The sequence below is a fragment of the Peribacillus sp. AS_2 genome, assembly GCF_026891895.1.
GTDB classification, from domain to species: domain Bacteria; phylum Bacillota; class Bacilli; order Bacillales; family DSM-1321; genus Peribacillus; species Peribacillus frigoritolerans.
The window spans coordinates 478,905-494,853 of the sequence record NZ_JAPTGA010000003.1 but is presented as its reverse complement, the minus strand read 5'-3'; the positions used below and the strand labels follow the sequence as shown (position 1 = coordinate 494,853).

Annotated in this window: 16 protein-coding genes and 1 pseudogene; 3 read left to right on the top strand and 14 right to left on the bottom strand. The window is 41.3% G+C overall.

The genetic code is table 11. The annotated features are described in order from the left end of the window. Positions 1 to 48: 48 nt before the first annotated feature. From OTG27_RS07915 to OTG27_RS07900, 4 genes are all read right to left on the bottom strand, one after another. The gene (locus OTG27_RS07915; RefSeq protein WP_034314514.1) at positions 49 to 804 is read right to left on the bottom strand and encodes a YjbA family protein; all 756 of its coding nucleotides are present in this window, start codon (positions 802 to 804) and stop codon (positions 49 to 51) included. Between the two features lie 114 nt (positions 805 to 918). Next, entirely contained in the window at positions 919 to 1,683 is a 765-nt protein-coding gene (locus OTG27_RS07910) for a DUF2268 domain-containing putative Zn-dependent protease (RefSeq protein ID WP_268936662.1), read from the bottom strand. A 127-nt stretch (positions 1,684 to 1,810) separates the two neighbouring features. Continuing rightward, positions 1,811 to 3,049, bottom strand: a complete 1,239-nt coding sequence (gene fabF, locus OTG27_RS07905) for a beta-ketoacyl-ACP synthase II (protein WP_057275861.1) — start codon at positions 3,047 to 3,049, stop codon at positions 1,811 to 1,813. Positions 3,050 to 3,099: 50 nt separating this feature from the next. After that, positions 3,100 to 4,035 carry a beta-ketoacyl-ACP synthase III gene (locus OTG27_RS07900; protein ID WP_034314519.1) on the bottom strand — a complete coding sequence of 312 codons (936 nt, stop codon included), beginning with the start codon at positions 4,033 to 4,035 and terminating at the stop codon, positions 3,100 to 3,102. Between the two features lie 202 nt (positions 4,036 to 4,237). Between OTG27_RS07900 and OTG27_RS07895 the strand changes: the two genes are divergently transcribed. Then, complete coding sequence (locus tag OTG27_RS07895; protein ID WP_106026596.1) at positions 4,238 to 4,459, top strand: hypothetical protein; 222 nt, start codon at positions 4,238 to 4,240, stop codon at positions 4,457 to 4,459. A gap of 41 nt (positions 4,460 to 4,500) precedes the next feature. Here OTG27_RS07895 and OTG27_RS07890 read toward each other — a convergent pair whose 3' ends face one another. From OTG27_RS07890 to OTG27_RS07880, 3 genes are all read right to left on the bottom strand, one after another. Next, the gene (locus OTG27_RS07890; RefSeq protein WP_034314525.1) at positions 4,501 to 4,683 is read right to left on the bottom strand and encodes a ComZ family protein; all 183 of its coding nucleotides are present in this window, start codon (positions 4,681 to 4,683) and stop codon (positions 4,501 to 4,503) included. A 221-nt stretch (positions 4,684 to 4,904) separates the two neighbouring features. Continuing rightward, on the bottom strand, positions 4,905 to 5,738 hold the full coding sequence (locus OTG27_RS07885; protein ID WP_057275859.1) for a hypothetical protein: 834 nt from the start codon (positions 5,736 to 5,738) through the stop codon (positions 4,905 to 4,907). Between the two features lie 102 nt (positions 5,739 to 5,840). Continuing rightward, on the bottom strand, positions 5,841 to 6,563 hold the full coding sequence (locus OTG27_RS07880) for an alpha/beta fold hydrolase (RefSeq protein WP_057275858.1): 723 nt from the start codon (positions 6,561 to 6,563) through the stop codon (positions 5,841 to 5,843). Between the two features lie 293 nt (positions 6,564 to 6,856). Between OTG27_RS07880 and OTG27_RS07875 the strand changes: the two genes are divergently transcribed. Next, on the top strand, positions 6,857 to 7,048 hold the full coding sequence (locus OTG27_RS07875) for a YjzD family protein (protein ID WP_034314532.1): 192 nt from the start codon (positions 6,857 to 6,859) through the stop codon (positions 7,046 to 7,048). Between the two features lie 80 nt (positions 7,049 to 7,128). On the opposite strand, the gene clpB is transcribed toward OTG27_RS07875, so the two are convergent. The 6 genes and pseudogenes from clpB to OTG27_RS07845 all read right to left on the bottom strand — a co-directional run bounded on the left by clpB (position 7,129) and on the right by OTG27_RS07845 (position 14,388). Further along, positions 7,129 to 9,717, bottom strand: a complete 2,589-nt coding sequence (gene clpB, locus OTG27_RS07870) for an ATP-dependent chaperone ClpB (RefSeq protein WP_268936661.1) — start codon at positions 9,715 to 9,717, stop codon at positions 7,129 to 7,131. A 339-nt stretch (positions 9,718 to 10,056) separates the two neighbouring features. Continuing rightward, positions 10,057 to 10,264 (bottom strand): annotated as a pseudogene (locus OTG27_RS07865) (transposase); the annotation flags it as partial. Positions 10,265 to 10,477: 213 nt separating this feature from the next. Beyond that, positions 10,478 to 11,677, bottom strand: a complete 1,200-nt coding sequence (locus OTG27_RS07860) for an FAD-dependent monooxygenase (RefSeq protein ID WP_268936660.1) — start codon at positions 11,675 to 11,677, stop codon at positions 10,478 to 10,480. Between the two features lie 127 nt (positions 11,678 to 11,804). After that, entirely contained in the window at positions 11,805 to 12,917 is a 1,113-nt protein-coding gene (locus OTG27_RS07855) for a cupin domain-containing protein (RefSeq protein WP_057275854.1), read from the bottom strand. A gap of 30 nt (positions 12,918 to 12,947) precedes the next feature. Then, the gene (locus tag OTG27_RS07850) at positions 12,948 to 13,439 is read right to left on the bottom strand and encodes a DinB family protein (RefSeq protein ID WP_268936659.1); all 492 of its coding nucleotides are present in this window, start codon (positions 13,437 to 13,439) and stop codon (positions 12,948 to 12,950) included. A 1-nt stretch (position 13,440) separates the two neighbouring features. Beyond that, the gene (locus OTG27_RS07845; RefSeq protein WP_268936658.1) at positions 13,441 to 14,388 is read right to left on the bottom strand and encodes a fumarylacetoacetate hydrolase family protein; all 948 of its coding nucleotides are present in this window, start codon (positions 14,386 to 14,388) and stop codon (positions 13,441 to 13,443) included. A 381-nt stretch (positions 14,389 to 14,769) separates the two neighbouring features. On the opposite strand from OTG27_RS07845, the gene OTG27_RS07840 reads away from it, so the two are divergent. Next, complete coding sequence (locus OTG27_RS07840) at positions 14,770 to 15,528, top strand: IclR family transcriptional regulator (protein WP_034314544.1); 759 nt, start codon at positions 14,770 to 14,772, stop codon at positions 15,526 to 15,528. A 54-nt stretch (positions 15,529 to 15,582) separates the two neighbouring features. On the opposite strand, the gene OTG27_RS07835 is transcribed toward OTG27_RS07840, so the two are convergent. After that, complete coding sequence (locus tag OTG27_RS07835; protein ID WP_034314546.1) at positions 15,583 to 15,762, bottom strand: YjzC family protein; 180 nt, start codon at positions 15,760 to 15,762, stop codon at positions 15,583 to 15,585. Positions 15,763 to 15,949 lie beyond the last annotated feature (187 nt).

The window sequence follows — 15,949 nt, the reverse complement described above, 5'->3', positions numbered from 1 at the left end:
AGTCTGTCTACAGTCTGAGACTTATCCTCAACGGATCGTCTTTTTTGTTCATAATATCGATGGGCTATCGCCAGCCTCCACTTGCCAAAGCTTTTCAAAAAAAGGCTGCCCCTTCACAAGGTTTTCACAAAGTTGAAGGTGCTTCTCTGACCAGCCTTCCTTCATTTCCTCATATAACTCAAGCCAAGCTATCTGAAAATCCATTTCTTGAATGCTTTCATATTTCTCAGGGGCCCATTCTGTGTACCAATAGCGGATTTCAGCAGTGTTTTTCGCCGTGAATAATTGATCCATGGCCATGAATAGCAATTGCTTAAGCTGTCTTTCTTTTCTTGTCAAACCGTTCATGAATAAGGGAGACGGCGACAAAATATGATATTCTTTCTCAGATGTAGGTTTTTCAGTAAAGGTGTAATCCATCTCATCATGGTTTTCTATCATGTCATAAACAATTTGTTCCTGCCGGGGAATTATTCTGCTTTTCCTAATCGGAATATGATAACCTATCGTATCAACAGCTAAAATTCCATTTCCGTCAGTCACGATAAAACAATAGTCAAGCTGAATTCGCTCATGATTTTTCCTTGCATATGCTTTTTGATAAACATCATTCAGCAATGGCTTAGGTAATTCTGACAAGTCGTTTTCTATGTAGTGGAACAATGTTGATGACACTTTCAACAAAGGAACTTGATCTAGTAGTTCGATCCCGTCATCTTTCCTCCATTCATGAAAATGACAAATATTATAGCCGTTTTCTTCTCCTTCAAACCAGTTAACCCATACATCATGAAGATATAGCATCATTCATCCCTCACTTAAACAAATTTCTGTTTGTCAATCAGTATAGGCAGGAACCATACAATTTATTCCTATTCTAGAAAACAGATTAAGAAAAAAAGAACGTATATATTAGCTCTATTTTGATAAGAATTCTTCAGATTGAATAATGAATGATCTTTTCACGGAGAGTTTTTCAAAATTTTTCACCAGGTAATAGCCACTACAGTATCCAAGCATATATGGATATCCTTTTGCCCCAAGCAGAAGTACATCATGCAGAGGATCTGTACGTTTTATCGTGTGCTTTTCCTCTAAATGCTTTCTCCAATATTCTCGTAGTTTATCTTCCTGATATAACTTAGTCCAATTCGCTAAATATTTTGTTCCTAAATATTTTCCCACCGTTCTTTCCGCCAGTCCTTCCATGATCATCGTATCAAGGAGAGTGAATTCTTTTTGGTCTTTTTTCAAATGATGCAGACGGCAAACATGATGGTATTCATGAATCAACAGGGCCTCCATTTCCTTTTCGGCTATCCCCTTTCCGTAAAAAAGGAATAGTTTATCTTTAAAGGCCAACCCTGATTTCGTTTCAACTTTTTTATTCCATATCCCTGTAGACATGAGCGGGAAAATATATATGGGAACATCAGGCCCTCCCCATAGCTTCTTATAAGCTGTAAACAAGCTTTGTGTTTTTTCCCATACATCGTTTTCCTGTAAGTCTTCCCATGTGAGTTTTGTTTTTTGATTCGGCGAATACATGCCATGCTTCAATAAATGATGATACATCATTTCAGCATCAAGGGTATCGTTGAAATTGCTTTTAAGTCTTTCCATCATCTGGATCGGCCGGTTGAAATCCTTCCTCATCCATTCATTGGTTGAAATGACTCCCATTTCCCCAAACACCTCCGCTTCTATTGACTATCGTATGATTTAATGAAGGCGGATGACACAATATACCCCTTTTCCCTTTAACCTAAAAAAGAGCAGATCCCAAAAAGATCTGCTCTTCCTTCAAAACTTATTGATATTTCTTGAAAAGAATCGTTGCGTTATGTCCACCGAATCCAAGTGAATTGCTGATGGCTGCATTGATTTCGCCCTTCCTTGCTTGATTCGGGACATAGTCCAAATCACACTCAGGGTCTGGTGTTTCAATATTGATGGTTGGAGGCAAAATGCTGTCCCTGATTGCCTGAATCGTGAATATTGCTTCCACACCGCCTGCTGCACCTAACATATGGCCTGTCATTGATTTAGTGGAACTTATCGCAAGTTTATTAGCATGGTCGCCAAAGACTTCTTTGACTGCCATCGTTTCGTATTTGTCATTGTATGGCGTACTCGTTCCATGGGCATTCACATATTGGATGTCTTCCGGATTCAAACCTGCATCCTCAATTGCAATTTTCATGGCTCTTGCACCGCCCTCTCCACCTGGTGCCGGAGCGGTAATATGGAAGGCATCTCCAGTTGAGCCATAACCAGCTATTTCAGCATAAATATTGGCTCCTCTATTCAATGCATGTTCAAGGTCTTCCAGAACGATGATTCCAGCTCCTTCACCTATTACGAAACCATCACGGTTAAGATCGAAAGGACGGCTAGCGGTTTGTGGATCAGGATTTGTCGATAAAGCCGTATTTGCACAGAAGCCTGCAACCGACATTTTTGTGATTGGCGCTTCTGCCCCGCCTGTAATCATGACATCGGCATCGCCCCGTTGAATGGCTTTAAACGCATCACCAATTGAGTTTGTTCCTGTTGCACAGGCTGTTACCGTACATGAATTGATTCCTTTTGCACCCAGTAAGATAGAAACCTGGCCGGCTGCCATGTCCGGTATCATCATTGGAACGAAAAATGGGCTAACCCGTTTATATCCCCTGTTTAAAAAGTTTTCATGCTGTGTTTCAAGTGTCTCCAGCCCGCCGATACCCGAACCGATCCAGACCCCGACACGTGCAGCATTTTCATCGGTTATTTCCAGCTTGCTATCATTATATGCCATAACGGAAGCCGCAATTGCATAATGCGTAAAACGGTCCATTTTGCGAGCTTCTTTACGATTTATATATGTTTCTATATCAAAGTCCTTGATTTCAGCAGCCACTTTAACGGGATATTCTTCAGCATTCAAACGAGTTAAAGGCCCTATTCCCGATTTCCCCTCGATTATATTCTTCCATCCAGTTTCTGCATCATTACCAACTGGAGAGATTGCTCCAATACCTGTTACAACTACACGACGATTAGTCATTGAAAATGGCTCCTTCCTATTTTTAAGGCTCTTACGATTTGTTTCTTCTTTTATTTACCCCACCTAAGAGCGATCGCTCCCCATGTAAGGCCACCACCAAAACCGACCATGACGATTAAGTCATTGTCCTTGATTCTTCCCGCTTCCATTTCTTCCACAAGGGCCATTGGAATGGACGCTGATGAAGTATTTCCATATTTATGAACCGTTTTTGTCATTTTTTCAAGCGGGAGACCCAGGCGTTCCCTTGAGGCTTCCATTATGCGTATGTTTGCTTGATGCGGAACAAGCAGATCCACATCTTCCTTTGTCAAACCAGCTTTGTCCAATACACCCAGGCTGGATTCCCCCATCTGACGGACAGCAAATTTAAATACTTCACGTCCATTCATATGAATGAAATCTCCTTCCTGTAATAAGTGCTTCCCGCCAGTTCCATCTGCGCCTAATTCAAAGGAAAGGACACCTTTGCCATCAGATACAGGTCCAAGTACAGCTGCACCCGCTCCGTCACCAAAAAGGACAGCAGTATTACGGTCTTCCCAATTGGTTACTTTCGAAAGTTTTTCAACACCGACAATCAACACATGCTTATATGCACCTGTCTTAATAAATTGCTGTGCCGTGATCATTGCATACATAAATCCGGCACATGCCGCACTTACATCCATTGCCGCTGCCTTCATCGCTCCCAATTTCTCTTGAATCATGCAAGCGACAGAAGGAAACGACTGATCAGGTGTAACGGTAGCCACAAGAATCATATCTATCTCTTCAGCCGAAATTTCCGCATTTTTCAATGCAGCCTTTGCGGCTTCATAAGCCATATCTGAAGTATCAATATCATCATTTGCAATTCTTCTTTCCTCGATACCCGTCCTGGTCCGGATCCACTCGTCAGAAGTGTCCATAATTTTTTCTAAATCCGCATTTGTAACGATTTTGTCGGGTAAGTAGCGGCCAAGCCCTAGTATTCCAGCATTCATCTTGCCATCCCCTTATATTTTAATGAGTTATTATAATCATCTATTATTACCTGGTACTAATTTTATATAAAAAAAGACTTCCTTGCAAGAGTTAACAATTTGAAAGGCTAAAGAAATCTCTTTCGGAAGTCGGTCAAGTGCCTATGCCAGGGGAAATTCAGGGACATACATTATAAATAAAAGGAGTAAAGGAGGACTCATTGTGGACATTTTCAATCGCAACCGCGAAAGAAACCCGGATGATCATTTTTCGAATTTGATGTTTGGCAAGAAACCCGAACCGGAGCAAGAGGAATCGAAGGTTGATTACTTGCAATTGATGGCGAGCGTTGAAACATTGATGGGCTTGTACAGTCAATACAAACCGACCATTGATAAAATCAATCTGGATCCATTGATTGCCAAGTTCTTGAAAAAAGAATAAAAAAATTAAGGCTGCCCTTTATCGGGACAGCCTGCCTTTAATTAACGCTGAGCATCTTGTTTGCCAAGCTCATAAGCTTCTTGCATTACGCTTTTAAAGAGCTCCATGAATGGCTCTGCCATCTCCATTGAAAATGGAATCCCGCTTGCCTCAAGCTTCGCTTTAGCCTCTGGGAAGTATTTCATGGCGATTCCCATAAATTCAAGAGTTTTATCTGAACTCATTCGCGTTTCCCCCTATCTTTTGAATATTCATCAATTGATTTATGATGCCTAAATAAAGCTCAATAATATCATAATTCCACAGAACCCTTTCGTAAAGGGCGCACATATAAAATCATGGATATCTTTTGATGTTTTTCCTATCCTTGTACATTATAGTACAAGACATATAGATTAGAGGCAAATATACCGTTTTGTTCTTCTCAAATAACGAAAATATTTTTTTAATCACGCTTTCTCCACTTTTTAAGTAAGTTTAATCGTTTATTATGTTTTTTTTGTAATGCAATGCCTTCTTCCGGTTCCATTTTGCATTGCACTTCAAATATTGTTCCTTTATTGATTTTAGTTGTTGATTGTTGGGGAGTGAATGAATCCATGCTTTCATCAAATATTAGCTTGGCACATTCATTCCAATGATCATCAATAGAGCTGCACAATTGGATGTCCCTATCGGAACCTGAGGTTAGGACCGCTTCCAAAGCATTAACAAAGTCAGTGATATAGAGAGCATCAAAGGTATATTCGGCAGCAATTGCCGCTTTGATATCAGACTGCCCAAGCTGATTGATTCCAGCTTCAAAGCTCATGCCTTCCGATTGCCAAGGTCCATAAATCGTCGGTAAAAATATGATTTTTGCGGAATCAATTTCACGAATCGAGCTTAATATGGAATGAAAAATACTGACATCTTTTTCAATGGGCATGAAAAGAACGAAATTGGGCGTTTCATTCTTGCCATTTTTGAATTTCTCAATGAAGGAAACGATTTCGCCTATCAGAAAATCGATTTTCCCCATTTTGCCGCTTTGAATATCGTAGCAAGAGATGAACACCGTGTCCTCCTGTGAAATATCCAATAATTTAAGTTTATTTATCGGAAAGTATATAAAATTTGAATTCCTTCCTATTTCAAGTTCTTTTTCTTCCATAATATATTGATTTGCTTCGGAATCATCCCAATCGATTCCAATTACTTCTTTCCCTTGGTTCAAAAAATATTGAGTCACATAGAATCCCACAAATCGATAAGTGCCAATGACAATGTTTGTTTGCATAAATACAGCCTCCTCGTATGCCATCAAGCCCACTTCACCTGGCACGTCTAGTTTTTTTAGATGCTGTATCGTATGCAAACTATTGTAAAAATATATCTCTTCTCATAAAATCTCTTCATTCTCATTGAAAAACTTTTGTATTTGATAGGGGATTTTATAACGTTTTTCGGGCAATATATACGTCAGCTGCAGGTCTGCTTTTCTTGCCAGCTGGATTTGCCGATAAAGGGAGGCTTGCTCTTTCCGTAAGCTTCCAAAAACCTGAATCACTTTCATGGGGATATTCTCTGCGATTACTGAATCTTCAGTGTCCAGGATATGCTGCTCACATTCCGCAGGCTCAAGCTCATATGCAGCAGCAACCTCGGACAGCCACTTTTTATAGAAGAACTTATTTTCCTTTTCTTTCTCCAATTGTGCTTTCAAGGAAAAAACCGGATCAATCAATACGACAGACCGAATTTTATTTCCAAGTTCATTCATTAGCTTTAGGGCAAGTAGTGCGCCTGTCCCCTCTGCCAATATATGAACCCTTTGATTGACTATTTCTTTTTTCATGAAAAGAATATATAGGTTAAGGGAAAGGTCCAGTGCTTTAGGACTGCCCCAGTTGGCTCCGTGAAAATTGGATGAAAACAGCGTGTATCCGTATTCCTTTAAATATTCCAATATCTGCAGCCTCCCAGGATGCTGCAGCCAAAAGCTGCTGTCTTTTTCGACAAAATGACTGCGGTCTCCAATTACCATTACGGAAAAACCACTGGGCCGCTCTGGATAATAGATGATATTCCACTGGTCATCAATTTGAAAAGTTCGTTGTTCCATCGTTCTAACTCCTTTATGGAATATTACTACTATATTAATTTATGACGAAAAATAGAAAGGGTCAGTGGAAACGCCTAACTTCTTATCTTAAATTAAGCAAGCAGGGACGATTTTTGTTTTTATTTTCCCCTATAATTTCCTTTTTGAAGTTTTGAACCAACTTGTATGCCAAAAAAAATTCTCTTATGATTTAATGTATTGAATAATTTAAAGGTTATTATTAAAAACACGTTTTAACTGTATATTAATTATGGTAAGATAAAAATGAATGTAGTGGAATGAGGTGAAATTCGATGCGTTATGCTTGGACAATTTTTTGGACATTCTTATTAGTGCATATGACTGTATATGTTGTTTCTTCCATGATCGGAGTTTCATACGATGCTGCGCAGGGAACTATTTTAGGATTGGCTGCTGCTATCCTGATTCTTATCATCCCTGCTATCTTGCCTGCTGGGCCAGCTAAAGACTCCCATCAACACTAAGAAGCAAAAGAGGACATCCTTTAGGATGTCCTTTTTGTTATACCATACTTTGCTTACGGGTAAACTGCATGGCGACGTTTTTATATGAGGACCAATTCATCATGATCATAATCAATCGTGATTCCTTCTTTAAGCTCAACAGTCCCAGCTATGATTTTACGGGCGATTTTCGTTTCGAGATGCTTTTGGATGAATCGCTTCAGCGGTCTTGCTCCATATACCGGATCATATCCCTGGTCCGCAATGAATTCTTTAGCCGCTTTTGTGACGTTGAGGACTATATTTTGTTCAGTTAACCTCACTTGTAATTGATGAACCATTTTATCTACGATTTCAACGATTTCTTGTTTTGTCAGAGGTTTGAATAAAACAATATCATCAACTCGATTCAAAAATTCCGGACGGAAATGCCCTCTTAATTCTTTAAAGACCTGATCTTTTATTTCTTCTTCAATGCCACCATCCACCCGGTTGGATTGCAATAAGAAATGGGAACCGATATTGGAAGTCATGATGATCACCGTATTTTTACAGTTGATTGTTCTGCCTTGGGAGTCTGTTATTCTTCCATCATCCAACATTTGCAGTAAAATATTGAAGACTTCCGGATGCGCCTTTTCAATTTCGTCCAATAATATGACTGAGTAGGGGTTTCTCCTAACAGCCTCCGTAAGCTGGCCGCCTTCCTCAAATCCAACATAACCGGGAGGTGCACCAACAAGTCGGGACACGGAATGTTTCTCCATATATTCCGACATATCAATTCGAATCATATGTTCCTCACTATCGAATAATGTTTCTGCCAAAGCTTTTACCAATTCGGTTTTACCGACACCAGTCGGCCCAAGAAAAATGAATGAACCGATTGGTCTGTTTGGATCTTTTATTCCAGCCCTTGCTCTTAAAACAGCATCGGATACGAGTTCCACCGCTTCTCCTTGACCGATTACCCGTTCATGCAGGATATCTGATAGGCGAAGCAGCTTCTCCCTTTCACTTTCCACCAGCTTGCTTACCGGAATCCCTGTCCACCTTGCCACAATCGAGGCAATTTCCTCCTCCGTCACTTCCTGGCGAAGCAATCGTGATTCCTGTTTTTCCTTTTCCAATTCGTCTTCCATTGCTTCCAATTCTTTTTGAAGCTGCGGAATCCTTCCATGCCGAAGTTCAGCTGCCCGGTTAAGGTCATAGTCATTCTCTGCCTGTTCCAGTTCATGACGCAGTTTCTCAAGCTCTTCACGTTTGTCCTGCACCTTTTGAAGCGCTGATTTCTCCATTTGCCACTTGGATTTCATGCTATTCGCTTGATCCTGAAGTTCTGATAGTTCTTTTTGAAGCCCTTCCAGCCTTGCTTTGCTTTGAGGGTCGTCTTCATTTTTCAGGGCCGCTTCTTCAATTTCAAGTTGCATGACTTTTCTCGTGATTTCATCCAACTCGGATGGCATGGAGTCGATTTCCATGCGGATCATCGCACAAGCTTCATCCACTAGATCGATCGCTTTATCCGGTAAAAATCGTTCCGTTATATATCGGTTCGAAAGGACAGAGGCTGCAACGATCGCCCGATCATGTATCCTGACGCCATGATGAATTTCAAACCGTTCCTTTAATCCCCGCAAAATTGAAATCGTATCTTCAACATCCGGTTCAGGAACCAGAACCTGTTGGAAACGGCGTTCCAAAGCCGGATCCTTTTCAATATATTGCCGATATTCATCAAGGGTCGTTGCACCGATACAATGCAGCTCACCGCGCGCAAGCATCGGCTTTAACATATTTCCGGCATCAAGGGCGCCATCCGTTCTTCCTGCACCGACAATTGTATGCAATTCATCAATGAATAAGAGAATTTTCCCATCACTCTTCTTGATCTCATTCAACACCGCTTTTAGGCGTTCCTCAAATTCACCTCGGAATTTGGCCCCTGCGACAAGTGCACTCATATCGAGTGAAAAAACGGTCTTATCCTTTAAACCTTCCGGCACATCCTTCCTGACGATCCTTTGAGCCAACCCCTCGACAATCGCTGTTTTACCTACTCCAGGTTCTCCTATTAATACAGGATTATTTTTCGTTTTTCGTGAAAGGATCCGGATGACGTTACGGATTTCCGTATCTCGACCGATTACTGGATCGACCTTACCCGATTTAACCTCAGCAACGAGATCTCTGCCGTATTTTTTCAGTACTTCATAAGTGCTTTCAGGATTTTGACTAGTCACTCGCTGATTCCCCCTTATATCGCTTATAACCCGTTTTGCTTTATCATAATCAATTCCATATGATGAAAATAGCCTGTTTACATTCGTTCTATTGACTTGCAAAGACGCAAGCAGTATATGTTCGACAGATAAGTATTCATCCTCCCACTTCTGCATTTTCTTTTCGGCAGCCGTCAGAATTTGCTGTAGGGAGGATGACATGTAAACCTGGGAAACACCCCCGCTCACTTCCGGTAATCTATCCAATTCCTTATTCAGCTCTATATCAAATAGATTCACCGATTTACCAGATTCCGATAAAATCCTGATTAATAAACTTTCATCCTGCTCCATTAAGGCCTTTAATAAATGAAGCTCCGTCAGCTCGGGATTCCCTCTTTCATTGGCTAGCTCCTGACCGCCAGTGAATGCCTGTTGGGTTCTCTCCGTCATTTTATCAATATCCATCTTGAAACCTCCCATTCATCTATATCATGAACGAATCCCCACTGGGTTTGACCAATTTTGACCTTTATATTTTCATTATACTTCTAATTCTCCCCATGTAAAGGAAAGTTATAAAAAGAAAGGCTCAGAGACCGTACAAATTTGGACGTTGATTGGAACGTAGGGCACTCGCTTTCCGCGGGCGGTCCGGGAGCCTCCTCGGCGCACTTGCGCCTGTGGGGTCTCCCTTGGACTCGCTATTCCCGCAGGAGTCTCGCACACCCGCTCCAATCAACTATGTTTAAAATTTCAGATAGAACTCCTTTTGCCTACAGTCTTTTTTGTTTTAAAATAGAACTATTAAAACTTGAGGTGATGAGGATCCATCTTCTTTAAATTAATGGCAGCGAAAGTAAGCATCGCTTGCATCGACAATTTTTCAAGTACCCTTAAAGTAGTCCAACGCATACCATGCTTTTCTTTTGCATCTGCGAATACACGCTTAATCGTTTCTTTGCGTCGCATATATAGGTTTTACATCTTGATGATGACGCAGATGATCCACTTGGACATGGAAAGGGTCCTAAAATGGCTTATCATAATGGCTCGAGAGCCCAAATCTCTTATCCCTTGGTCAAAATTTCAAGGGAATTTTAAAAGGGGTTCGGAATTTTTTAATTCCAAACCCCTTTTGTCTACAAACTGAGCCTTTCTTCATATAGAAGAAAGGCAGAACCATTTGTAACATGGATACATTCCTTTATGGATGAAACAAAATGGTTTATGCTTTCACGGCCGTTTTATTGTAACCATGAAATTCATCGACGAATTGGAAATCCCTTTCCGTCCGACCAGCAAGGATCGTATCTCGGAGCAGAATGCCTGCATCGGTCGTATTGTGGATGATTTCCCCCCACATTCTTGCACTCGTTTGAACATTAGCCGTACGTGGAATGCGTTCCTCCTGGTATTCCAAAAATGCCTGTTCAATGTCATTCCCATGCTTATGGAGCATATCAGACAAATAAGCTGCATCTTCTAAAGCCTGGCAAGCACCTTGTGCCAAGTATTGAAGCATCGGATGTGCCGCATCGCCCATAAGCGTAATTCTTCCTTTTGTCCAATTATCAATTGGGAAACGGTCATACATCGGCCAACGGCGTTGTCTTTGAATGAATGAAACCGCATTCTGAACAAGCTCACAAGTTCCGGCAAATACACGGTCCATTTCTTCCGGTGTTCCCCATTGATCTGTTTTTTCGTTTTCTTCCGTATATTGAGAACTTTTGAAAACCACTACTTGGTTATAAAGTTCTCCCCTTCTAACCGGATATTGAACAAGATGAAGGTCTGGCCCAATCCACATGTATACATCATCTAAATCCCCATGGCTCGTAACCTCCTCCATCGGGATCGCTCCCCTGTATGCAACATATTGAGAGCAGACCGGCTGATCTTCCACAAAAAGTTTCCGTGCCTTGGACCATAATCCATCAGCTCCAATGACAGCAGCTCCTGAATGTTGGGACCCGTTGGCAGAAGTAACCGTCACTTCACCTTCATACTCTACTGTCTCAATAATGGTTTGATTCGTGACCAGTTCGATATACGGGTTCTTTTCACAGGCTTCAGCCAATACTTTATGCAAATCGGAACGATGCAAAACAACATACGGGGCTCCATATCTTTCTTTATAAACATCACCTAAATCCAAAGCGGAAAGCTCTTTTCCGGAAAAGGCGTCCATCAGCACCAATCTTTTTGGAAATACTGCAATATCATTGATTTTTTCCATGACACCTAAACGCTGCAATACGTTGGTGGCATTTGCTGCAAGCTGAATCCCTGCACCAATTTCCCCAAATTCGGGAGCTTGTTCCAGGACTTTTACATACTGTTTTGTTTCTGCGATTCCTAAAGCAGTTGCTAATCCGCCAATTCCCCCACCGATAACGATGAATGGTTTTTTTTCTGTGTTCATCATCAATTCCCCCTATATTAGTTGCTTTTAGCCAAAGTTGCAGACCACTACCACAGTAAGCGTTTTCATTCGAATGGCATTCATCTATTCACTAGTATCTTAGCTGAAGATTCCAAACCGATTATTTTCAAACCAAAACAGGCTTGAATTCACTTTCAACCTTTTGGTACCCATTGTTTGTGTCTAATGCTTGTTGCTGTTCCAAATCGAATCTTTCCATTATTGGTAGGTCGTTTACCGAGAATAAGTAAGAATCAGCTTCTGCAACGTGCTCATGCCATGCCCAATTCGGAACGACGAAATAATCTCCCTTGGACCAGTCAAAACGCACTCCATTAATGACCGTATATCCTGATCCTTGGTGCACTTGATAAATCGTGGAATGGGTATGGCGATGGGCTTTCGTATGGAAACCTTTAGGAAGTTTCTGCATCCATGCCCCCATCGTCGGATTGGCCGTCTGGCCATTTGATGGATTGATATATTCCACGGCAAAACCTTCATATGGATCCGGTTCAAAATTCATCAATCCTTCTATCGCTGCTTTGGTGCCTTTCCACTTGTAGTTGGCAAGCGGTGCCACTTGTGAATAACGGTCGGATACTGGACGAACCATTCCGCCTTGATAACGGAGCTCTGAAAAATTATCCGGCCGCTTAGGCGTTTCAATCCGATCTGGATATGGTTCAAAGAAAGTGCCGCCTATGGAATAGATGGTTGGGATATCAAGGGCATCCATCCAAATCATTGGTTTTTCCCCAACATGACCATGACCATGCCATAAGTTTTTAGGCGTGATCAAAAAATCCCCTTCTTCCATGAAGATTCTTTCTCCCTGCACGATGGAGTAGGCACCTTCACCATCCGTAATGAAACGAAGTGCACTTTGGGAATGACGGTGGGAAGGGGCCACTTCACCTGGCAACAGTAGCTGGACCGCAGCATAAAGCGTTTGTGTTGTCGAAGCCCATCCCCAAGGCTGGCGATAAGTAAGGCCAGGATTTTGAAAATAAATCGCCCTGCGCTCCCCGCCTCGGTCAGGTGTGAAGATTTCAGCCGCTTCCATCAATTTTTTTGTCAAAAGCTCTTCTTTCCATAAATAAGCATGCGCATGAGGTTTAGGTTCATGGTCCATCAGAGCGGGAATGGCTTCCCACAGCGGCCCAAGGTTATACTGCTGAATATCCTTTGTAAAATCTTTTACGATTGTACTATTCATGTATTCCGATTTTTCAGCCATATTAATCCCTACTTTCTTTTTTATCTTGCCTCACTGGATTTTAGAAAGATTTCGCTTAATTTGATCATAATGTCCTGAAACATGCTCATCGATGAAGTGATCGACTATATAAGAAACTGGTTTGTTTCCGAATTTAGCGAAATTCCGGTGTGGCGATTCATTAGATAGTGTTTCTTCATCTAAATTCCCGAGACCGCTCTCCACTTTATATTTAAGCTCCTCCACTTGCTTCATGACATCATCCACAGCAAGTTTGTCTGTATCGTCAACCGCCGCCAATCGGGCTGAATCTTGCAATCCACGCCCCCATTCGGCCCCAGGCATCGCTATTACAGTTTCCACTTCACCTAACCAATAAGGAATGGCTTCAGCTAAATGGGAAAGTATCTGCATGATCGACCATTCATCCTCTGCCGGTTTAAATCGGATCGTTTCTTCCGGTAGGTTTGCCGTTGTCTCAAGTATATGGTCGATGGATTGTTGCACTGATTGGATTGATGTCCCGATTTCCTGATAAGCCATTTTATTCTCCCTCCCCGACACGTCTCACACGGTTTTCAAGATAACCTATTTTGTCGATTTCGATTTTGACAACGTCACCATCTTTCAAGAACACTTGTGGATCACGGGCTACTCCTACCCCACCCGGTGTTCCTGTTAGTACGATGTCACCTGGTTCAAGAGTCATTAAGTTCGATAAGAATTCAACTAGATACTTCACATCGAATACGAAGTTGGATGTATTGGTTTTTTGGCGTTCTTCACCATTTACCGTTAATCGGACATTCAAGCCCGATGGATCGGACAGTTCATCGGAAGTGACTAACCAAGGCCCCATCGGAGCACTTCCTTCAACCGTTTTCCCTTGTAGCCACTCAAGTGTACGCCGTTGGATATCACGGTAAGTGACATCATTCGCAATTGTATAACCAGCTACATAATCAAGAGCATCTTCTTTTGAAACATTACGTGCCCTTTGTCCGACAACAAAAGCGAATTCCGCTTCATAATCCAGTTGTTCCGAGATTGGGAAAAACGGTATATCATCCTGGGGACCGATAACTGTATTGGCGAACTTTGCGAATACTACAGGGAATGGCGGCAGTTCACGGCCCATTTCAGCAATGTGTTCACTGTAATTATGGCCGACACAAATAATTTTGCTTGGCTTTTGGACAGGGGCCTCAAGCTTTATATTTTCAATTTCATGTACCAATCGATGTCTGAAGGAATCACGATTGTTAATAGCGTAGTCCGCAGCCTTTTGCGCGATGGAAAGGCTTTCATTCCCTCCCTGTAAAAACTCCTCCATTGTTGCAGGGACATAAGCGTCAGCAATTTGTTCACTGCGAAGTTTCCCTTCGCTTTCAAGAAGCGCTTGATAGGCATAGTTCAAGTCAACGACTAAATTTTCCGGGTAAATTGCACCGATGCGTTTAAATCCTTGACTGCTGAACGTTACTAATTTCATATTCATTCTCCTTAATTAATCTGGATTTTTTTAAAACCTCTTTTTGATGCCAACATCCTAATTCTGCTGGATTTGCTTCGCAAACCAGAATTTGAATGACGTACACCTTATCTATTTCACTTATAGATAACATTGTTCACTATTTATATAAATGATAACTTAATTTTCGGAATACTGTCAAGAAAGTATTGCAAATTTTTGTGCAAATGTTATCATCTACACCATTATCAGTACTGCGGAATCCAAAAGTTCGTTATTCATTTAATAGGAACGTATATTGATAGCTTCAAGCATCCGGCGGTTTTTCTATTGATTTTCATGTATATTTTACATATTCTGATATACTAGACCTAAATTAAAACAGATTAGGGAGATTGATTTATGGAAATCGTAAAATCCGGTTCGACGATTCAATCATTACAAATAGGGATGAGCATCATAGATTTACTTGCTTCCCACAGAACTCCTTTAAGATTCTCTGATATTCAGGAATTAACGGAGATAACGAAAAGTAACCTCTATAAGTATTTGAATACTTTGACTCAACTTGAGTTACTATATCGCGATAAGACAACCGGTATGTATCACCTTGGGAGCAAATTGATTCAATACGGAATGGCAGCGATAGGAAATGAGGATATAACGAGCAGAATAACTCCTTATTTACAGGAAATCAGTCACCATACTTCCTGCACGGTCCTTTTTTCCGTTTGGACATATGATGGACCAATCACGGCAAAAATATGGAATTCCAATCAAAACTTAAACATAGGGGCACAGTTAGGTACACGACTTCCGCCATCATCCTCTTCCGGAAAGGTATTCACTGTATTTCAGGATCCTTCCTTGACAGCGGAATGGATTGAAAAAGATCGTAATGTTACGGGCTCGTTCCTTAATGAAACGAATGAATATGATGAAATTCGGACATACAAAATAGCTTTTGCCAAAGAGCCACTTGTACCATCCGTTTCCTCCATGTCCATTCCGGTTTTTAATTATAATTCGGAATTGTTGGGAGCAATCACTGCCGTTGGGTTCACCGAAAACATTCCTGATCATTATGAAGATCCTTTAAGTGTCTATTTAAGGAAAAGCTGTTTGGAAATCTCGAATATATTCGGTTATTCCGCTGAATAGAAAAAAAGCAGGAAGAAGGATGGCGACCATTCCTTTTTCCTGCTTTTTGATGTTTCATGGCTTCCGCTTATAGGTCCATATCCGATTATGATTGGATGTTTCTGGAAAAGAATCCCCTGCATCCAGCTTTACCATTTTCGGATTCACTACCGTGCTGCCCGTTTCACCGATTTCTACGTAGGTCCCATTATTCGGTGCCTTTTGACCTGGCTTAAATTGACGATTTTGCCCCATAGATTTCACCCCTTTACATGCTTTCCCTGTTATTATTACCAGGTTCCTACCTTTCATGTCAGAAAAATTTGGAACATACGGGAAATTCGGTTGAATTAAAAAGCGTCTGTTCTCTGAGCAGACGTCTTTTTAAGTTTTTAAAAATTGACCGCCGATTGGAACGTAGGGCACTCGCTTTCCGGGGCGG